This is a genomic window from Mesorhizobium sp. CA14 (assembly GCF_020165195.1).
Classification (GTDB): domain Bacteria; phylum Pseudomonadota; class Alphaproteobacteria; order Rhizobiales; family Rhizobiaceae; genus Mesorhizobium.
On sequence record NZ_JAIUHR010000022.1, the window covers coordinates 21,281 to 41,471 of the forward strand.

17 protein-coding genes are annotated in these 20,191 nt (G+C 65.7%); 8 read left to right on the plus strand and 9 right to left on the minus strand.

What is annotated here, in order from left to right:
• Positions 1 to 65 precede the first annotated feature (65 nt).
• The 3 genes from LB565_RS20865 (at position 66) to LB565_RS20875 (ending at position 1,830) form a co-directional block, all read left to right on the plus strand.
• Positions 66 to 662 carry an NADPH-dependent FMN reductase gene (locus tag LB565_RS20865; protein ID WP_224587283.1) on the plus strand — a complete coding sequence of 199 codons (597 nt, stop codon included), beginning with the start codon at positions 66 to 68 and terminating at the stop codon, positions 660 to 662.
• 23 nt (positions 663 to 685) lie between these two features.
• Positions 686 to 1,369, plus strand: a complete 684-nt coding sequence (gene pyrF / locus LB565_RS20870) for an orotidine-5'-phosphate decarboxylase (RefSeq protein WP_224587452.1) — start codon at positions 686 to 688, stop codon at positions 1,367 to 1,369.
• A gap of 173 nt (positions 1,370 to 1,542) precedes the next feature.
• The gene (locus tag LB565_RS20875) at positions 1,543 to 1,830 is read left to right on the plus strand and encodes a DUF1330 domain-containing protein (RefSeq protein WP_224587284.1); all 288 of its coding nucleotides are present in this window, start codon (positions 1,543 to 1,545) and stop codon (positions 1,828 to 1,830) included.
• Here LB565_RS20875 and LB565_RS20880 read toward each other — a convergent pair.
• From LB565_RS20880 to LB565_RS20910, 7 genes are all read right to left on the minus strand, one after another.
• A complete protein-coding gene (locus tag LB565_RS20880; RefSeq protein WP_224587285.1) occupies positions 1,827 to 2,888 on the minus strand; it encodes a D-alanine:D-lactate ligase-like protein in 1,062 nt (353 codons plus the stop codon). The two genes, LB565_RS20875 and LB565_RS20880, sit on opposite strands and share 4 nt — an antisense overlap.
• A 98-nt stretch (positions 2,889 to 2,986) precedes the next feature.
• Positions 2,987 to 3,859 (minus strand): SMP-30/gluconolactonase/LRE family protein, encoded by an 873-nt coding sequence (locus LB565_RS20885; RefSeq protein ID WP_411970677.1) that lies wholly within the window; start codon positions 3,857 to 3,859, stop codon positions 2,987 to 2,989.
• Positions 3,860 to 3,861: 2 nt separating this feature from the next.
• The gene (locus LB565_RS20890; protein ID WP_224587289.1) at positions 3,862 to 4,497 is read right to left on the minus strand and encodes a 2-dehydro-3-deoxy-6-phosphogalactonate aldolase; all 636 of its coding nucleotides are present in this window, start codon (positions 4,495 to 4,497) and stop codon (positions 3,862 to 3,864) included.
• Positions 4,494 to 5,429: a 2-dehydro-3-deoxygalactonokinase gene (locus LB565_RS20895; protein WP_224587292.1), complete on the minus strand. Its 936-nt coding sequence runs from the start codon at positions 5,427 to 5,429 to the stop codon at positions 4,494 to 4,496. The genes LB565_RS20890 and LB565_RS20895 overlap by 4 nt, the downstream gene beginning before the upstream one ends.
• The gene (locus tag LB565_RS20900; RefSeq protein ID WP_224587294.1) at positions 5,426 to 6,193 is read right to left on the minus strand and encodes an SDR family NAD(P)-dependent oxidoreductase; all 768 of its coding nucleotides are present in this window, start codon (positions 6,191 to 6,193) and stop codon (positions 5,426 to 5,428) included. The genes LB565_RS20895 and LB565_RS20900 overlap by 4 nt, the downstream gene beginning before the upstream one ends.
• Positions 6,194 to 6,458: 265 nt before the next feature.
• Complete coding sequence (locus LB565_RS20905) at positions 6,459 to 7,808, minus strand: putative bifunctional diguanylate cyclase/phosphodiesterase (protein ID WP_224587297.1); 1,350 nt, start codon at positions 7,806 to 7,808, stop codon at positions 6,459 to 6,461.
• Between the two features lie 266 nt (positions 7,809 to 8,074).
• Entirely contained in the window at positions 8,075 to 9,874 is a 1,800-nt protein-coding gene (locus tag LB565_RS20910; RefSeq protein WP_224587298.1) for a GtrA family protein, read from the minus strand.
• A 126-nt stretch (positions 9,875 to 10,000) separates the two neighbouring features.
• Here LB565_RS20910 and LB565_RS20915 point away from each other — a divergent pair, with 126 nt between their 5' ends.
• The 5 genes from LB565_RS20915 to LB565_RS20935 all read left to right on the plus strand — a co-directional run bounded on the left by LB565_RS20915 (position 10,001) and on the right by LB565_RS20935 (position 15,517).
• A complete protein-coding gene (locus LB565_RS20915) occupies positions 10,001 to 11,005 on the plus strand; it encodes a glycosyltransferase (RefSeq protein WP_224587300.1) in 1,005 nt (334 codons plus the stop codon).
• Positions 11,005 to 11,379: a GtrA family protein gene (locus LB565_RS20920; protein ID WP_224587302.1), complete on the plus strand. Its 375-nt coding sequence runs from the start codon at positions 11,005 to 11,007 to the stop codon at positions 11,377 to 11,379. The genes LB565_RS20915 and LB565_RS20920 overlap by 1 nt, the downstream gene beginning before the upstream one ends.
• A 385-nt stretch (positions 11,380 to 11,764) precedes the next feature.
• The gene (gene gshB, locus LB565_RS20925; RefSeq protein ID WP_224587304.1) at positions 11,765 to 12,706 is read left to right on the plus strand and encodes a glutathione synthase; all 942 of its coding nucleotides are present in this window, start codon (positions 11,765 to 11,767) and stop codon (positions 12,704 to 12,706) included.
• A 199-nt stretch (positions 12,707 to 12,905) separates the two neighbouring features.
• Positions 12,906 to 13,856, plus strand: a complete 951-nt coding sequence (locus LB565_RS20930; protein ID WP_224587306.1) for a glycosyltransferase family 8 protein — start codon at positions 12,906 to 12,908, stop codon at positions 13,854 to 13,856.
• A gap of 131 nt (positions 13,857 to 13,987) precedes the next feature.
• Positions 13,988 to 15,517, plus strand: a complete 1,530-nt coding sequence (locus tag LB565_RS20935) for a YifB family Mg chelatase-like AAA ATPase (RefSeq protein ID WP_224587307.1) — start codon at positions 13,988 to 13,990, stop codon at positions 15,515 to 15,517.
• Positions 15,518 to 15,647: 130 nt separating this feature from the next.
• Here LB565_RS20935 and LB565_RS20940 read toward each other — a convergent pair whose 3' ends face one another.
• Positions 15,648 to 17,822 carry a malate synthase G gene (locus LB565_RS20940; protein ID WP_224587308.1) on the minus strand — a complete coding sequence of 725 codons (2,175 nt, stop codon included), beginning with the start codon at positions 17,820 to 17,822 and terminating at the stop codon, positions 15,648 to 15,650.
• Positions 17,823 to 18,088: 266 nt separating this feature from the next.
• Complete coding sequence (locus tag LB565_RS20945) at positions 18,089 to 20,107, minus strand: hydantoinase/oxoprolinase family protein (protein ID WP_224587309.1); 2,019 nt, start codon at positions 20,105 to 20,107, stop codon at positions 18,089 to 18,091.
• Positions 20,108 to 20,191 lie beyond the last annotated feature (84 nt).

Sequence of the window (20,191 nt, forward strand, 5' to 3'; positions counted from 1 at the left end):
TCAGCTTCCACGCCCACCCTGCTGCCCTACTGCCTTACTCCCCATTCCCTTAGCGAAGCGAGCCAATGGCAGTGATCCCAAGAATCCTCGTCTTCGCCGGCTCGGCCCGGAACGGCGCCTTCAGCGGCCGGACCGCCGATGTGGCGCAGAAGGAACTGGCCTTGCAGGGCGCGGAGGTGACGCGCATCTCGCTCGGCGACTATCCGCTGCCGATCATGGACGAGGACCTGGAAAAGGAAAAAGGCATCCCCGAGAACGCGATCAGGCTCGGCCGCCAGATCGCCGCGCATGAAGGCTTGCTCATCGCGACGCCCGAATATAACGGCTCGATCCCGCCATTGCTCAAGAACGCGATCGACTGGGTGAGCCGGATACGGCTCGAGGGCAGCCGCACGTTCAGGCCGCTGGCCGGCAAGCCGGTCGGGCTCTGCTCGTCCTCCGGGGGCAAGTTCGCCGGCATACGTTGCATCAACCATCTGCGCGCGGTGCTGGTGCGCTGCCAGATGGAGGTGATCACGCCCGAATGCTCGGTCTCCGAGGCAGGCGAAGCCTTCGCCGAGGACGGACAATTCAGGGACGCCAGACTACACCAATCGATGGAGCGCCTATGCCGCACACTGATCGAAACCTCGCGCATGCTATCCACCCGGATCGAGGCGTGATCAATTTCGCGGAGGCCGACACCATGCGAGACAGGCTGATCGTTGGGCTGGACCTGCCGACGCTGAAAGAGGCCGAGAGAGCGGTGCGCGAGCTCGAAGGCACTGTTTCCTTCTACAAGATCGGCTACCAGCTCGCCTTTGCCGGCGGGTTGGATTTCGCGCGGGAGCTCGCCAGCGGCGGCACCAAAGTGTTCCTCGACATGAAGCTGCTCGATATCGACAACACGGTCGCCAAGGGCGTCGAGAACATCGTCAAGATGGGCATGACGATGCTGACGCTGCATGCCTATCCCAAAACCATGAGAGCGGCTGTCGAGGCGTCCAAGGGCAGCGAGCTCTGCCTGCTTGGCGTGACGGTACTGACCTCGATGGACGAGCAGGACGTGATCGACGCCGGCTATGAATACGACCCGCACACGCTGGTGCTCAGGCGCTCCGAACAGGCGCTGCATGCCGGCATGGGCGGCATCGTCTGCTCGGCGGAAGAGGCCGAAGCGGTGCGCCGCATCGTCGGACCCGACCTGGCTGTGGTGACGCCGGGCATCCGGCCGGCGGGCAGCGACCATGGCGACCAAAAACGCGTGGTGACGCCGGCGCAGGCGATCCGCAATGGCTCCAGCCATCTGGTCGTCGGCCGGCCGATTGTCGCCGCGCCTGATCGCCGCGCCGCGGCAGAGACGATCCTCGCGGAAATGCAATCGGCCTGAGGACCAGTTCGGAAACTCTACTGCGGCGGTCATCCGGCGGCGTTTTCTGCGCTTCCGGTGCTCACGTACTTTAAGTACGCTCCGCTCCGGTTCTCGAAAACACCACCAGCTGCCTCACCGGAGCGACTTTCGGAACTGGTCCTCGTTCGCGAAAAACAGACAGGAGAAAAAGAATGCCGAAGGGATATTGGATCGCCCGCGTCGATGTGCGCGACGCCGAGGGCTACAAGGACTATGTCGCCGCCGCGAAGCTCGCCTTCGATCGCTTTGGCGCCAAATTCCTGGCGCGCGGCGGTGAGCATGAAAAGGCCGAAGGGCCGGGGCGCGCCCGCAACGTCATCATCGAGTTCGAATCGCTGGCGGCGGCGCATGACTGCTACCACTCGCCGGAATACCAGCACGCCGTCGCCATCCGCCAGAAAGTGGCCGACGGCGAGATCGTGCTGGTCGAGGGCGTTTAGTCAGCAAAAAGCCGGTTGGCGGCGGTCTCTGCCAGCGCGTCGGCCAGGCTCATGCCCCATTGCTTTCGGCAATAGTCGCGGAAATCGAAGCAAGGCAGGCCGGGGCAGACTTCGAACTCGATGAGATGGACGGTGTCGTCGGGCTCGACCCTGAAGTCGACGGAAAAGACATCTTTCAGGCCGAGACCGCATATCAATTTCTGCGCGATGGCGCGGATTTTCCGATCCGCCTCCGGCTGACTGGCGCCGACGGCCTCAAGTTCCGGCTCGGCATAGATGCCAGCATCCTTCGCCGCCTGGCCGGTCTCGCCATAGAGCGCCATCGAGTCGGCCATGGTCTGGAAGTCGCCGCCGGAATCGACGAAGAAAATGCCCAAAGCCTCGACGCCGGCTTCTTCCTTCAACCCAAGAAAGCTCGCCCGCACGTTGCGGCCGGCGACATAGGGCTGGACGACGACATCGTCGCGGTAATGCGAAAAAACGCGCCGGCTAAGCTCCAGCGCATGATCGAGATCGGCGATGCGCGAATCCGGCCAGATGCCGATCTTGGCGCCGAGCCGGTTGGGTTTCACGAACCAGCCCTTGGGCGAAGCAGGCGGCTCGACCAGCCATGCGCCATTGCGCGCTAGGCCGGCCCGTGGCGCCGGCAGGCCGAGCGCGCCGAGCACGGCGCCTGAACGCAGCTTGTCCTGGCAGAGCGCGAACAGCGAATCGTCTGCGCCGATGGTGCGCAGCCCGTTCAGCCGCGCCAGCGCCGGCGCCACACCGCCACGGAAATAAGCGATGCCGTCGGTCAGCGTCCAGACCAGCGTCGTTGCCGGATCGGCTTTCGCCAGGATCGGCGTCGCGTGGTCGAGCTCGACAGGCTCGAAGGCGAGGCCGCGCTTTTCGCAAGCCCCGGCGAGCCGGCCGAACTCCGGCTTAAGGTCGGTCGATTGCGCCAGATAGGACGAGATTTCCAGGGCACGATCCGCCGGGTAGCCGTCGGCGGACAGGCGGTCGAGGCAGGCCTTTTCCGGTTCGTAGACGAGGATGAGAGTCGGCTTGTCCTGCGGCATGGACGTCTGCCCTGGTCAAAATCAGAGCGCTACCATCGCACGGCCGCGGCAATCGGCTTGCGGGAAACCGACCGGCGCGGGCGGATGCGTGACAGCGTTCAGGCGATCAGCACGCGCGGCTCGAAGCGGCCTTTGACGGGAATGTCGAGCAGGAAGGTCATGCCGGCCTGCGGATCGAGCGCGCGCTGCTTCTCGTCCTTGCCTTTCCAGGCGGAGGTAACCGCCAGCCGGTCCGCTTTTGCACCGACAAAGGCCGGACAGGAGGCCTGTGTCACCGGCATGGCGATCTCGCGCAGCAGCGTGCCGTCCGGCGCATAGGCCTTCACCGCCTTGCCGCCCCAGACGGCATTCCACAGCACGCCGTCGCGGTCGACGACCGAACCGTCGACATAGCCTTTCGAGGAGCGATGATCGACGAACACCTTCGGCTCGCCCTCGGGTAGGCCGGTCGCCGGATCGCAGGCAACGCGCATCAGAAGCCCGGTCGCGGTGTCGGTGTAATAGGCGATCGTCCCATCCTCGGAAAAACAGATCGAGTTCGAGACGGTGATGTCGGAAAACAGCCGGCGCAATTCGCCCTTGAAGAACCAGTAGATCGAGCCGGCGCCCTTCTCCTCGCCCTTGCCCATCGTGCCGGTCCAGAAAGCGCCGCAAGGATGGACGCGGGAATCGTTGGAGCGCGTCAGCGGATTGTCGGCCTCGATCGGCGTGTGCAGCGTCAGCCTACCGGTTTTCACATCCCGGACCTGCAGGCCGATCTCCGTCGCGATCAGCTGGCGGTCGGCGTCGATGACGGCGATGGCGCTGGCCATGACGCCGAGATCATGGATTTTCAGCGCGCGGGCGAGCGGCTTTTCCAGAAGCTTGCCATTGACGATGTCGAACCAAAACAGCGTGTCGGTGGCGGGATCGTAGCTCGGGCCCTCGCCGAGCTCGCAGATATGGTCGGAAAAAACCGAAACGCCGTCCATTGTCATCCTCCGAAGGCTTCGTCCCAGGCGGCGACCGCGGCGCGGGCGCGCTGCCCCACCTCCTCGACCGTCATGCCTGGCTTGTAGAGGCTGGACCCCAGGCCGAAGACGCGGATGCCGACCGCCTTGTAGCCGGCAAAATCTCTGTCGGAAACGCCGCCGACCGCGCCGATCAAGGTGGCCGGCGGCAGGACGGCACGCACCGCCGCAATGCCGCTCGATCCAAGCACGCTCGCGGGGAAGAATTTCAGCGCCGAGGCCCCTAACCGGATCGCCTGGAAGGCTTCGGTGGGCGTGAACACGCCGGGCATGGTCACCATACCGTGATGCATGGCGCGCCCCATGACCTCGGCATCGATGTTGGGGCTGACGAGCAACTTGCCGCCGGCCTTATGCAAGGCATCGACATCTGCCGCCGTCAGCACCGTGCCGGCGCCGATCAGCGCGCTTTGCGGCAGCGCCTTGACCAGATCGGCGATGGAGACGAACGGCTCCGGCGAATTGAGCGGCACTTCGATCGCCTCGATGCCGGCGTCGTAGATCGCCCGGCCGATCGCCACGGCCTCGGACGGCTTCAGGCCGCGCAGGATGGCGACAAGCCCGCGCTTGAGCTTCGGGAAGGGTGCGGTCTGGCTCATGAAGCGCCTCCAATCATGCCGTTCTCGCGCGCGGCCTCGACAAGGCCGGCACGCACCGCTTCATCGGCGTCCACGCTGCGGAAAGCAAGGCCGGCAAAACCGAGCGCCGCGCCATAAAGCGTGGCCAGCGCGCCCGAGGCGATGAGCGCCACCGGCGCTTCGCTGGCGCCGTAGCGCCGCTTCGCCGAGGCGATCTCGCCGCCGATCAGCAGCCCGGACAGGCATGCCGCGGCGTCGGCGGGCTGCAGATCCTGCAGAAGTCCGGCGGCGCGGATGGCAAACAGTTTCGAGGTGACGTCGCCGCCTTCGCCCAAGGCCCGCTCGCACCATTGCCGGAAGAACGGGCTGTCCGCCGCGACCGGAGCGGGATGCTCGCCCAGCGAATGTTTCAGGATCGAGTGCGTGGCCAGGACGGAAAACAATTCGCCGGTCGGCCAGGTGCAAAAACCTTCGACCGCGCCGTCCGCGACCGCGACCCATTTCGAATGCGTGCCCGGCATGCAGACGAGACGGCGTCCTTTTGCCGGCAAACCGGCGCCGGCAAGCTGGGTTTCCTCGCCGCGCATGACGTCCGGCGCGTCGGCCAGGCGCTGCGCGAGGCCGGGCACGATGCGGATGTCGCGGCTCGAGCCCTCGACGCGGGCGGCGCCGCGCAAAATGGCGCCGATCGGCGCCGGCACGGTGACGTAGGGCGCCTCGATCCAGCCCTGCCGCGAACCGGCCATGCCGCAGATGATGACGGGCAGCGTGTCCGGCGCGCCCATGGCGGCAAGGTGGCCTTCCAGCACACTGGCAAAACCCTTTTCGCGGGCGGTGATCAGCCCGTCATCGCCGCGCCGCTCGGCAAGCACCTTGCCCGTGCCGTCGAGCAGCCAGGCCCTGAGCCTGGTCGTGCCCCAGTCGAGCGCGGCGACCGCCGGTGCCGGGCTCACAGGAAGCCTCCATCGACGATCAGCATCTGGGCGGTCAGCATGCGCGAGGCGTCCGACGCCAGGAACAGCACCGTGCCCACCATGTCGTCGGGCTGCATGACATCCTTGATGCATTGCTTGGCGACATGGGCGGCGAGCGCCTCGTCGGTGACCCAGAGCTCGCGCTGCCGTTCGGTGATGACCCAGCCTGGCGCCACCGCGTTGACGCGGATGCGGTCCTGCCCAAGCTTGCCGGCAAGGCCCTTGGTGAGGCCGAGTATGCCCGCTTTGGCCGCGGTGTAGGCCGGCATATCGGGGTGGTTGATCAGATACGAGGTGGAGGTGAAGTTGATGATCGAGCCGCCGCCGGCGCGCTTCATGCCGGGCGCCACGGCCTGGGCGGTGAAGAAATGCGGGCGCAGGTTGATGGCAAGATTGTTGTCCCAGAACTCGACGGTGACGTCTTCCACCGCGTGACGCTCGTCGAGCGCGGCGTTGTTGACCAGCACGGTGACGTCGCCATGCGCCTCGGCCGCCTTGACAACGGCTGCACGCAGCGCCTCGATGTCGCGCAGGTCGGCCTTGAGATAGAGCGGGCGGCGGCCAAGCTCCTTCTCCAATCGGTCGGCAAGGGCCAAGCTTGGCTTGTCAGCGATGTCGATGAAAGCGACCCTGGCGCCCTGCCGCACAAAACCTTCGGTCAGCGCCGCGCCGATGCCGGAGCCGCCGCCGGTGATCAGCACCGAGGCGCCGTCGAGGTCGGCGAAACGCGCCGATGGCATCATGATCTCTTCTCCCGTTTTGCCGGCGCGCATCCTAGCCACGCCGGGCCCGGGGGCAAGGACGAAATGGTGGGTTCGGTAGCTTATGTCCGACAAATGAGCGCTGCTCCTCACCCAACCTCCGCTTCGCTCGGCCGACCTCTCCCCGAGGGGAGAGGAGATTGCCGGCGTTGGCGCCAGTCTTTTCTCCCCTCGGGGAGAAGGTGGCCGCGAAGCGGCCGCATGAGGGGGCCGGCGCAGTCACATGCGGTTAGTCGCCGCGAATTGGTCAGATCGCCTTGGCGTGCAGCGCGCCACGATAGGAATCGCGCAGATAGCCGAGCGTGGCGTCGGCATCGGCCGGCTTGCCGAACAGGTAGCCCTGGCCGCCGGCGCAGCCGAACTGGACGAGACGGTCGGCCTGCGCCTCATCCTCGATGCCCTCGGCGACGACATCCATGCCGAGCCCTTCGCACATGGCCAGGATGGCGCGGATGATATGTTCCGAGGGCCGGTCGTCGAGGATGGAGGAGACGAAGGCGCGGTCGATCTTGAGCTTGTCGAAATGGAACTCGCGCAGGCGGCCGAGCGACGACTGGCCGGTGCCGAAATCGTCGAGCGAGACGCGGATGCCGACGCGGCGCAAATCCTCGACGATCTTCTCGGCCGAGGCCGGGTCGTTCATCAGCCCGGTCTCGGTGATCTCGATCTCCAGCCGGCGCGGATCGAAGCCGGTGCGGTCGAGGATGGCCAGGATATGCAGGCCGGTGTTCTGGTCGACAAGCTGCGAGGGCGACAGGTTGAAGGACAAGAACAGCTCCTTCGGCCAGCTGCGCGCCGCTTCGGTCGCCTTGCGCAGCACCAGCTGCGACAGCGGGCCGATGATGCCGCGTTCCTCGGCGATCGGGATGAAGACGGATGGCGGCACCACGCCGAGGTCGCGGTCGGTCCAGCGCGCCAGCGTCTCGAAGCCGATGGTGCGGCGGCTGTTCAAATCGACGATCGGCTGGAAATGCGGTTCGACCTCGCCGGCCGAGACTGCGCGGCGCAGCGCCTGCTCGATGCGAGTGACGCGCTTGGCCGCCTCCTCCATCTCGCGGGTATAGACGACGACGCGGCCGCGCCCCGAGCGCTTGGCGTGGTAGAGCGCGGTCTCGGCCTTGTTGAGGAGGATCTCGGTGGTCTCGTCGCCGGAATAGAATAGCGAGCAGCCGACCGAGGCGGAGAGCCTGGCGGTGCGCTCGCCGACGTCATAGGGCGCCGACAATATCTCGATCAGCATGCGCGACGTCTCGGCCGCTTGCTCCTCCGAGAACACCATCGGGTAGAGGAAGGCGAACTCGTCGGCGCCGATGCGGCAGACGGTGGAATAGCCGTCCATCGAGGCGCGCAGCCGCATCGCCACCTGGACCAGGATGTCGTCGCCGGCCTTGTGGCCGAACAGGTCGTTGATCGGCTTGAAGCCGTCGAGGTCGAGGATGCCCACGGTAAAGGGCGCGGGATCGTCGGCGCGGTCGCCGATCAGGCGATCGACCTTGTCGAAGAATCGACGATGGTTGCCGAGCCCGGTCAACGAATCGGTGAAGGCCAGATCCGTGCTTTCCGTGGCCGGCCGACCGGTGCCAAACGTCGTTTGCATCATATCTCTGTTCTGATGTCGGTATTTTCAGCCAGACTGGCAGCAAAGCGTTTAGGAAACGTATCGGAAAATCGATTTTTCCATCGTCCGGAAGTTGCCTGCGTCGCGGACGGTGGTTCAGCTTCGGGCAAAGAAGGCTAGGCCAGCCCAAATATGCGTTTATGCGTAATTTCTAATGGAAGTGTCGAACAGTTCTTTTCCGGCGATGCAGCTTCCATTCAAGTAATTGCGATCCAAAGGCCGTTTCGCACTTTCGGGACATTGCTCTAGCCGGCTTGCTTTACGCGATAGAGCTCGATCGGGCTGCCCCTGGTCTCGCTGACCGGCTTGAGCCAGTCCGGCACGGAGCCGCGCAACAAGCCGGCAAGGAAGCCCTGCGGCGCTTTCCGGGTCAGGATCAGGGTCTCGACATTGCCGGGGCAGATGGCGACGAGGCCGACGCGATGCGCCTCGACGATTGCGCGCGCGTCATCGGCCGAGCCGAGAAAGGCATCCAGCGCCAGCAGATTGCCGGCGACATTGCGGTGATAGGGGCCGGCGAAGACGCGATGGCCGCTATAGACGAGGATCGGCGCTCCAAGATTGGAGATCGTCAGCACGGTGGTATCGGCCATGGCGCCGAGCAGTGCGAAGGTGGCCTTCTTCTCGCAAGTCTTGTCCGCGGTGCCGCCGTCGGCGACGTCCTTACCTTTTTCCAATGCGACCGAGGCGGCCGCGGCGACGCCTGTCCAGACCGGGTTCATCGAGACCAGCCACACGGCCGCAAGGCGCAGCGCCACGCCGAGCGAGGAACTGGTTTCGGCCCGCGCCCGCCATTTGGCAATCCAGACTGACAGCGGGACGACCGCGAAGGCGATCGAGAAGGTAGTGCCGCGGACCTGCCAGGCGCCGACCACGAAAGCGACGACGAGCAGTGCGGCGACGAGGCTGTCCTGCCGCCGCCAGCCGCCGCGGCGCAAACGCAGCGCCATCAGGACGATCGCGACCAGCGGCGTGGCGTAACGCGCCGCCACGCGCGCCGGATCGCGGACAAGCAGCGTGAACAGCGACTGGGCTTCGTCGACATGGTCGAGCCACAGTTCCTTGAGGCGCGGATCGAGGGAGCCATAGGGCGCGGAGAGGCATTGCGGGAACAGCACCGCGACGACCACGCCGAGGACAACCCCTAGCGCGGCGAGCGACCCCAGCCTGCGCCGCCAGCTGCCGGCGGCAGGCTCGACGGAGGCGATCGCCGCCAGCCCCGCGCCGGCAACGGCCGCGACGAGGAACTGGACGACCGAGAAGGCGTCGCACTGAGCCGCGCCCCATGCGGAAGGCGAAACCGTCATGACGAAGACAAGCGCCGCGACCCCGGCAAAGCCGAGGCCGAAATCCCGGGCGATCATCCGCTCGCCAGCCGGATCCGCGACGAACAGCAGCGCCACGCAAACGCCGATGGTGGCGACATAGGGCACGGTCTCCATGCCGACGGCGAGCGTCAGCGCCGCGCAAAGGCCGGACAAAAATGCGGACCAGCGCCGCGCGGGCGCCTCAAGCAGTAAAGCGAGGCTCGCCATGGTGAGCATCAGCTGGACGTTATGGTGATCGAGCGCGCCGGGGTCGTAGATGCCGATGAAGTAATAGCCGGCGGCGCCGACCAGTATGGCGGGCAGCACCGCGCCGCCGCCGCCGAAGCTGCGCGCAGCGCGGGCGGTGAAGAACAAGGTCGACCAAAAGAGCAGCGCCGGCCACAGCACCTGCGCCACGTCCTCGCCAAGCGGCCTGCTGCCGGTGAGCGCCGAGGCGGCAAGCGCGATGGCGGCGATCGGCGCGTCGACCAGCCGCGACCAATGCATGACGAAGCCGCCTTCCAGCCCCATCCGGTACTGGTGCAGGTCGAACCAGCCCTGGCCGGCCAGCAGGTCGCGGACCTCGACGAGGCGCAGCAGATTGTCGTTGTCGCCGCCCGCATCGGTCAGCTGGCCGAAGCCGGCCCACGCATCGATGGCGAAGGCGAGCAGGGCGACCAGCAGGGCCAGCACCAGATCGGACTTCCAGGTGGCGGCGCCGTTCTCGGCTGTGCCCATTGCGGTGGCCTTTGAAGGAGAGGATCGGTTTTAAACCTAGCCTTAACGGCTTCAATAAATAGTAAAACGGCTCGACGGGGCCGGCATAGGTGCGGCCGGGGCTGGATCGGGCGCCCGGAGACAGACATGCCGCATGCAGTCCGCCATGAGCCGGTCATCGCCGTGCTCCTGCCTTGCTACAATGAGGAGCTGACGATCGGCGAGGTCGTGCGGCGCTTCCGCGAGACGCTGCCTTCGGCCGCGATCTATGTCTACGACAACAATTCCAAGGACCTCACGGCGCTGAAAGCCCGCGCCGCGGGCGCCACCGTCGTGCGCGAGCCGCGCCAGGGCAAGGGCAATGTGGTGCGGCGCATGTTCGCCGACATCGACGCCGACATCTATGTGATGGCCGACGGCGACGGCACCTATGCGCCGGAGGATGCGCCGCAGCTGATCAATATCCTGCAGACCGAACGCTCCGACATGGTGGTGGGCACCAGGCGCGGCGTGACCGACGATGCCGGCCGCAACGGCCACGCCTTCGGCAATCGCGTCTTCAACCGCCTCTACAAGGGCCTGTTCGGAACCGACTTCACCGATATCTTCTCCGGCTACCGGGTGTTTTCGCGCCGCTTCGTCAAGAGTTTCCCGGCCGTGTCCGGCGGCTTCGAGATCGAGACCGAGATGTCGGTGCATGCCTCGCAGCTGAAGCTGCCGGTGAGCGAGATGGCGCTCGATTACGGCCGCCGCCCGGAGGGCTCGTCGTCGAAACTGTCGACCTTCCGCGACGGCGCCAGGATCCTGTGGATGTTCGCCATGCTGGTGAAGGAGACGCAGCCGCTGCGCTTCTTCGGCACGTTCGCGCTGTTCTTCTTGGCGGCCAGCATCGGCCTGATGATCCCGGTGCTGATCGAATTCGCCGAGACGGGGCTGGTGCCGCGCATGCCGACCTGGGTGCTGTCGATCGGCATGCTGCTTCTGGCCATGCTCTCGATGATGACTGGCTTCATCCTCGATTCCGTATCGCGCGGCAGAGCCGAGCAGAAGCGCATCTTCTACCTGTCGATTTCCTCCGGCCGCGCCGAGCGCGGGATACTGGCGCAGGCCTCGCCCAAGAGCGAGCCGGGCAAGTCCTCGCGGGCGGCATAGTGGGCCGCCTCTTCCGCTTCGCCCTTGCCGGCGGCATCGGCTTCGTCGCCGACGCGGCGGCGCTCTGGCTGCTGCTTGCCGCGACGCCGCTCGGCGCGCTCTCAGCGCGCGTGCTGTCGATCGGCTTCGCGCTCTGCGTCACCTGGCAAGTGAACCGCCATCTCACCTTCGCGCCATCGAGCCGGGGCATCGCGCAGGAAGGCGCCCGGTACGGCGGCGTCGGCATCGCCACCAGCATCGTCAATTACCTGGTCTACTGCGCGCTGCTCTTCGCGCTGCCGGCTCTGCCGCCACTCGTGGCGCTTGCCGCCGCCTCGATCATTGCGATGGCGTTGTCCTTCCTCGGCTACTCGCGCCTAGTCTTCGACCGCTGAGACCGTTTGGAAATTCTACTCTGGCGGCCATCTGATGGCGTTTTCTGCGCTTCCTACAGCGCCGCGCGTCCTTCGGACGCAAAGGACGCTGTACCGCTTTGATTTTGCACATGATCCTTTCCGAAATCGGTATCGATTTCGGGGTCATGTGCGGCTCACGGACCCAAATGTCCGCTCCGCTCCGGCCTTCGCCGACCGAAGCCCTCATAAGTGTCTCCGCCATATGAAGGCTACGGCCGGCTTAGGCCGGTTCTCGAAACCACCACCATATGACTCGCCAGAGCGAATTTCGAAACAGGTCTCTGAGCTTCTGCACCAAGCGAGCACGATTGGCAGGCGCCGCCGATTTCCTTATATCGGGCGTCTGAGTTCCCGGAGACCGCAAATGCCGCTGAAGATCGCCGTCCAGATGGACCATGTCTCGACCGTGTCGATCGCCGGCGACACGAGCTTCGCGCTGTCGCTGGAGGCGCAGCGGCGCGGCTACAAGCTTTTCCACTACACGCCCGACCAGCTGTCGATGCGGGACGGCAAGGTGTTCGCTCGCGTCGAGGAGATGCAGGTGCGCGACGAGAAGGGCAACCATTACTCGCTGGGCGAGAAGGTGCGCACCGACCTCTCCGAGATGGACGTCGTGCTGCTCAGGCAAGACCCGCCCTTCGACATGAACTACATCACCACCACGCACATTCTGGAGCGCATCCATCCGAAGACGCTGGTGGTTAACGACCCGGCCTGGGTGCGCAACAGCCCGGAAAAGATATTCGTCACCGAATTCCCGGACCTAATGCCGGAGACGCTGATCACCAAGGACCCTCAGGAGGTGGCCGCCTTCCGTAAGGAATTCGGCGACATCATCGTCAAGCCGCTCTACGGCAATGGCGGCGCCGGCATTTTCCATCTGCACGAGGCCGACCGCAACCTCGCCTCGCTGCTCGAAATGTTCGGCCAGCTGTTCCGCGAGCCCTATATCGTGCAGCGCTATCTCAAGGACGTGCGCAAGGGCGACAAGCGCATCATCCTGATCGACGGCGAGCCCGTCGGCGCCATCAACCGCGTGCCGGCCGAGCACGATTCCCGCTCCAACATGCATGTCGGCGGCCGCGCCGAGAAGACCGAGCTGACCGCGCGCGAGCGCGAGATCTGCGCTCGCATCGGACCGGCGCTGAAGGAGCGCGGCTTCATCCTGGTCGGCATCGACGTGATCGGCGACTACATGACCGAGATCAACGTCACCTCGCCGACCGGCGTGCGCGAAGTGCAGCGTTTCGGCGGCGCCGATATTGCCGCCCTGTTCTGGGATTGTGTTGAGGGGAAGCGGGGGTAATTCTCTTCATGATGCAGGCGGCGCTCCATGCATCGGGCCCGTCGTGTCGCCGAATAAGGCAACTGGGGCCCCCGCCTGCAGCGGACGATGAGCTATTTGAGGGGCGAACTGCCAATGTGCTGCCTGTGACCGGGAACGCTCTCGCGCTCTATCCACCCCGGCAGGGCATGGCTCCCCGTTTTCCAGGGGTCGCAGTTTCATGATAATTGTCACTGCAAGCGACAATAACTTTGTGCCTGGGCTTTTTTTATTCATCTTTTCTGCTTGGATTCATAATCGAGAGGCGAAATTCGTCGTTATCGACGCGGGAATAGAGCCCGCGACCGTGACAGAGCTTCGTCGTTTTTGTGAACGAAAAGGAATTGACTGCCAGATCGTCCAGGCAGACGCCGAGCGGATTTCCGATCTGCCGACAAGAGGCAAGCTGCTGACGACTGCGGCATATGCCCGAATACTCATCCCCGGGATATTGCCCGATTGCGACAAGGCCATCTACATGGATGCGGATACGCTGGTGGTATCCGATCTCGGCGGTCTCTGGTCGGTGGACTTGGGCGACAATTTGGTCGCCGGCGTGATTGACGGCTTCGTCGAGCAGGAGGAGCTCGACGATATCGAAATGTCCCGGAATGAATATATAAATTCCGGCGTTCTGGCGATGAATCTCGTCGCCTGGCGCAGGGAAGGCATTGCAGACAAGATCTTTGCAAAAGTTCGAGAAACAGCCAAGTCGCGATACCTCGACCAGACAGCCTTGAATACGGTGGTGCGCGGACGGGTTCTTTTCCTGGGCAGGGAATGGAATTTCTTTTCAGAGCGGTATGTGGAAATCGAACGGCGGCTTCCCAAGGTGATCCACTATGCGGGATCGGCCAAGCCCTGGCGCTACAGGCGCGTGCCTTTCGCCGATGTTTTCAATTTCTACAGAATCCTGTCGGGTTTGGATATTCCGGAAGGGACGCTTATTTTGAAATCCGCCCGTAGGCGGAAGATGATCCTTGGCCTTATCGGGTTGCGAAGAAAATACTGGTCCTCCGCCCTGGCCACTCACTATTATCGCAGTCGATTCACCAAGCCGCATCTACGAGGCCTGGGTAGGATGTTCTCGAAGGTTCCGTTGCCGCCGCAACATTCGACTGCTGCGCCGTAACGAGAAGCGCGGTTGCATCCGTTCTCGTAATGTTCTTGCCGAAAACGAAAATCTGTGGTTGTCTAGCCTGACCTCGCTCGCGGCCTGATCGCAGAGCCGCGTGCGAGCCGGTATCGGGGGGCTTGGACAAAATGGTGGCGCGGGTTCGCACGGTCGCTTTCCAGGGCATCGAGGCTTTGCCGGTCGATGTCCAGGTGATGGTCGGGCCGGGCAAGGTCGGCATGCAGATCGTCGGCCTGCCGGACAAGGCGGTGGCCGAAAGCCGCGAGCGCGTGCAGGCCGCACTCCACGCGTCGGGCCTGTCGATGCCGTCGAAGAAGGTGACGGTGAACCTCGCGCCGGCGGACCTGCCCAAGGAAGGCAGCCATTACGACCTGCCGATCGCGCTCGGCTTGATGGCGGCGCTCGGCGCCATCCCTGGCGACATGCTGGCCGGTTACGTGGTGCTTGGCGAATTGTCGCTCGACGGCACCATCGCAGGCGTGGCCGGCGCGCTGCCGGCGGCCATCGGCGCCAATGCCGAAGGCAAGGGCCTGATCTGTCCCTTCGCCTGCGGGCCGGAGGCGGCCTGGGCGGGCAAGGATTTCGACATTCTGGCGCCGCGCAGCCTGATCGCCATCGCCAATCACTTTCGCGGCACGCAGGTGCTGTCGCGGCCTGAAGCCGGCATCCAGCTCGCCGCGCGCGACCTGCCCGACCTCGCGGACATCAAGGGCCAGGAAAGCGCCAAGCGGACGCTGGAAGTGGCGGCGGCTGGCGGGCACAATCTGCTTATGATCGGCCCGCCAGGCTCGGGCAAGTCGATGCTGGCGCAGCGCCTGCCTTCGATCCTGCCGCCGCTGGCGCCCAAGGAGCTCCTGGAAGTCTCGATGATCGCCTCCGTCGCCGGCGAGCTGGGCGAAGGCAAGCTGACCGACCGGCGGCCTTTCCGCGCGCCGCATCACTCCGCCTCGATGGCGGCGATGGTCGGCGGCGGATTGCGCGCGCGTCCGGGCGAGGCTTCGCTCGCCCATCACGGCGTGCTGTTCCTCGACGAGTTGCCGGAATTTTCGCCACAGACGCTGGATGCGCTGCGCCAGCCGCTGGAAACCGGCGACTGCATGATCGCGCGCGCCAATCACCGCGTCACCTATCCGGCGCGCATCCAGCTGGTGGCGGCGATGAATCCGTGCCGCTGCGGCATGTCGGGCGAGCCCGGCTATCGCTGCCTGCGCGGCGACCGCTGCCGCACCGAATACCAGGCGCGCATTTCCGGCCCGTTGCTCGACCGGATCGACCTCAGGATCGAAGTGCCGGCGGTCTCGGCGAGCGACTTGATCCGGCCGGACAAGGCCGAGACGAGCGCGGCGGTGGCGCAGCGCGTTGCGCGTGCGCGCGCCATGCAGCGCGAACGACTGGAGAAGCTCGGCGCCGGCGCCACCACCAACGCGCATTGCCCGCCGTCGATCATCGAAGAGATCGCCAAGCCCGATGCCGCCGGCCTGACGCTGCTCAAGGACGCCAGCGAAAAGCTCGGCTTTTCGGCGCGGGCCTATCACCGCGTGCTCAAAGTGGCCCGCACCCTGGCCGACCTCGATGCCAGCGAAACGGTCGGCCGCATCCATCTGGCCGAGGCGATTTCCTATCGCATGAGCGCGCAGCGGATGGCGCAGGCGGCGTGAAGCGGGCGCGGTTAGCCGCTTCTCCCCGTAAACGGGAAGAAGGACGCTCTGGCCGGTGATTTCGCCAATCACCAAAGCCGCAGGTTTCGTAACACGCAAGCTGTGACGTTGGTCGAAACGGGCGCGGGCGCTACCTCATCCGCTCGCGTGCCTTCAGCTCCAGCCGCCGCGCATGCAGCACCGGCTCCGTATAGCCGTTGGGCTGGACCGTCCCCTTGAACACCAGATCACACGCCGCCTGGAAGGCGATGGAAGTGTCGAAGTCCGGCGCCATCGGCCTGTAGAGCGGATCGCCGACATTCTGGCGGTCGACGATCGCCGCCATGCGCTGCAGCGAATCCCTCACCTGGATTTCCGAGCACACCTTGTGGCGCAGCCAGTTGGCGATGTGCTGCGAGGAGATGCGCAGCGTGGCGCGGTCCTCCATCAGCCCGACGTCGTTGATATCGGGCACTTTCGAGCAGCCGACGCCCTGGTCGATCCAGCGCACGACATAGCCGAGGATGCCCTGCGCATTGTTGTCGAGCTCGCGCTGGATCTCGTCCGGCGTCCAGTTCGGTCGCACCGCGACCGGCACCGACAGAATGTCGTCGAGCTTCGCCTTCGGCCGGCTCTTCAGCGCCGCCTGCACGGCGTGCACGTCGACCTTGTGATAGTGCGTGGCGTGAAGCGTCGCGGCCGTCGGCGACGGCACCCAGGCGGTGTTGGCGCCGGCCTTGGGATGCGCGATCTTCTGCTCGAGCATCGCCGCCATCAAATCCGGCATCGCCCACATGCCCTTGCCGATCTGGGCGTGGCCGGCGAGCCCGCATTCGAGCCCCGTATCGACATTCCATGCCTCGTAGGCGGAAATCCAGGCGGCCTGCTTCATATCGCCCTTGCGGATCATCGGGCCGGCTTCCATCGAGGTGTGGATCTCGTCGCCGGTGCGGTCGAGGAAGCCCGTGTTGATGAACACCACGCGCTCCTTCGCGGCGCGGATCGCTTCCTTGAGGTTGACGGTGGTGCGCCGCTCCTCGTCCATGATGCCCATCTTGATGGTGTTCTTCGCCATGCCGAGCAGCGCCTCGACGCGGTCGAAAATCTCGACGGCGAACGCGACCTCTTCCGGCCCGTGCATCTTGGGCTTCACCACATACATCGAGCCGGCGCGGGAATTCATCCGCCGCCCGTTCGGGCCGACATCGTGCAGCGCGATCAGCGCCGTGATCGCCGCATCCATGATGCCTTCCGGCACCTCGTGGCCGTCGCGGTCGGTGATCGCCGGATTGGTCATCAGGTGGCCGACATTGCGCACCAGCATCAGCGAGCGGCCGGGCAGCGTAAGCGTTCCGCCGCCGCGCGAGCTGTAGGTGCGGTCCGGGTTGAGCTTGCGGACGAAGGTCTTGCCGCCCTTGGTGATCTCTTCCGCGAGGTCGCCCTTCATCAGGCCAAGCCAGTTGCGATAGACGACGACCTTATCCTCGGCGTCGACGGCGGCGACCGAATCCTCGCAGTCCTGGATGGTGGTCAACGCGGCCTCGAGGAGGACGTCGGCGATGCCGGCCGGATCGGTCCTGCCTATCTGGTTGGCACGGTCGATGACAATCTCGATATGCAACCCGTTCTTCACCAGAAGCACGGCTTCCGGCGTTGCGGCATCGCCGCGATGGCCAACGAACTGCCTTGGATCGGCAAGCGTCGTGGCGCCGGCGCCCTCGCCCGCTTTCAGCGCGCCATTCGCCACCGACAGCCCGTTGACACCGGCCCATTTGCCGGTGGTCAGCGGCACCGACTGGTCGAGGAAATCCTTCGCCCAGGCGATCACCTTGGCGCCGCGCGCCGGATTGAAGGCCTTGCCCTTCTCGGCGCCGCCGGTTTCGGGAATGGCGTCGGTGCCGTAGAGCGCATCATAGAGCGAACCCCAGCGGGCATTGGCGGCGTTGAGCGCATAGCGCGCATTCATCACCGGCACGACGAGCTGCGGCCCGGCGACAACGGCGATCTCGGGATCGACATGTTCCGTCGAGACGCTGAAGGCCGGCCCTTCCGGCACCAGATAACCGATCTCCTTGAGGAAATTCTTGTAGGCCTCGATGTCGATCGGCGCGCCGTTTTCGCGATACCAGAAGTCGAGCTTTTCCTGCATGGCGTCGCGCTTGGCGAGCAGCGCGCGGTTCTTCGGCGCGAGATCGTGGACGATGGCCGAAAAGCCGGTCCAGAATTTTTCCGGGTCGATGCCGGTGCCGGGCGTGGCCTCCTCGGCCACGAAGTCATGGAGCTCCCGGGCAATCTGCAACCCGGCGATCTCGATGCGGTCGGTCATCTGCTCGTCTCCAGATAGGTGGCTTGCCGGGCGTTTGGCATGTTTGGGGTTGCGGGGTCAATTCGGCTTAGGATTTAGGCTTCCTTCTCCCCGTTCCACGGGGAGAAGGTGGCGGCAGCCGGATGAGGGGCAGCGCGGCGCTGACAATTAGCATGCGTTGATCGGCCGATTGAAGTCGAGGAGAACAGCAACATACGCTGGCGCCGCCCCTCATCCGCCCTTCGGGCACCTTCTCCCCGTGAAACGGGGAGAAGGGGAAGCCGCGCTCACACCGCAATCCGCGGCCGCCCCGACGCCACCGCCACCACATGCGCCTCGATGAACATGCGCTGGCCCTCGATGGTCGAGACCTTGAAGTCGGTGGCGATTTCGATCTCGGCGCTGTCGGTGCCGGCGTCTTGCGCGCGCTTGGCCGCGATCGCGCGCACATCGGCTTGCGCCGCTTCGATCGCCTTTTCCTCCTCGGTGAAGTCGCGCACCGTCTGGCCCGATGCCAGCCTAAACAGGCCTTCCTTGGGCTGGCTGACGCGGGCCTCGGCCGAGACGCGCACCTGGCCGACGACGGCGCCGAGCGCGTTGGCGACATCGGTGTCTTCCGGCACGATGCAGCCATTGCCGATCAGCGGCGGCAGGCCGGCATAATGCAGCGGCGCCGAGGCGCCGAGGCCGATGACCGGGCGGTCGAGCGCGACGGTGAAGCGGGCGATGCCGGGATGCGCGTCGACGGCGCGCTGCACCAGCGCATGCGCGACGGTGGCGGCACCGTCCAGCCCGTCCTCGGCGAAGGCGGTTTCGAGGATATATTCGGCCGACCAGCGGGTCAGCGTGACGAGCACGCGCTGCGAAATCTCCTCCGGCGTCGCCGCGATCGTCTGGCCGCGGCCGTCGCGGCGGCGGGAAAACAGCTCGGCGCCGAGCCGGGCGGTGGCGGCGTCCCAATTGGCCTGCTTGCCGAGCACATGGGCAGCGTCGGACGGCGTGAAGCCGGAGATATGCACGAGACCGCGCGCGACCAGCCGGTTCAGCGTGGCGTTCTGCGCATTCGAAGCGAGCAGCCTGTCGAGCGCCAGCGGCGTGGCGCCGATCGCCTCGTAGAGCTTCGCCTCCGGCGCGGTCAGGCCAGCGGCGAGCCGGTCCGGCACGCCGGTGCGCAGGGCGAAGCGCCCGTCCATGCGGCCGGGATTGGGCGCGCGGAGTTGTCTTTCCAGTTCGATAGTCACGGCCTCGCCATGCACCATGCCCGCCAGCGCCAGCGGCACCAGGCGGCGCGGCCCTAGCAGGATCTTCGGGTCGAGCGCGCCGTCTTCCAGCGTCACTTCGGAGTCGCCGCCAAGGCCGAAAGTCCGCATGGCGACAGCCTCGACCATGGTGCGGAAGCCGCCGACGGTGGCGCCTTCCGGATCGAGGCGCGGCCGGCCGCCATCGAGCACGGCGATATCGGTGGTGGTGCCGCCGATATCCGAGACCATGGCGTCGTCCAGCCCGGTCATGTGCCGGGCGCCGACAAGGCTGGCGGCCGGGCCGGACAGGATCGTCTCGATCGGCCGCTGGCGGGCAAACGCCGCCGACACCAGCGCGCCGTCGCCGCGCACCACCATCAGCGGCGCGGCAATGCCGCGTTTGCCAAGAAACCCTTCGGTCGCCGCCACCAGCCGGTCGATCATCGAGATCAGCCTTGCATTGAGCAAGGTGGTGAGCGCCCGGCGCGGGCCGCCGAGCTTGGCCGAAAGCTCGTGGCTGGCGGTGACCGGCAGGCCTGTCTTCTCGCGGATCAGGTCGCGAGCGGCAAGCTCATGCGCCGGGTTGCGGGTGGCAAAATAGGCGCAGACGGCGAAGCCCGACACCGAACGCCCAAGTTCCGGCAGCGCCGCCTCGAGCCCGGAAAGGTCAAGTTTTGCCGCATTGCCGTGCACGTCATGGCCGCCGGGGCAGAACACCACCGGATCGGTGCCCAGCGCCGTCTTCAGCCCGTCGCGGGCGAGGTCGGCCTCGGAAAAGCCGATCATCACCAGCGCCACGCGCCCGCCCTGGCCCTCCACCAGCGCATTGGTGGCGAGGGTCGTCGACATCGAAACCAGTTTTATCGAGGCAGGATTGGTCTTGGATTTTTCCAGCACCGCATCGACCGCGCCGGAAATACCGACGGCGAGGTCGTGGCGTGTGGTCAGCGACTTCGCCTTGGCCAGCACCTTGCCCTTCGGGCCTTCCTCCGACCACAGCACCGCATCGGTGTAGGTGCCGCCGGTGTCGATGCCGAGGAAGAGGGGGTGAGACTTGGCGGTCATTTTGCAGGCAGTCCGGGGCGAGAGGTTTGCTGTCTGCCCCTTAGCGGATACCGGCTGGCGGATAAAGGCGGGAGGGATGGGCCA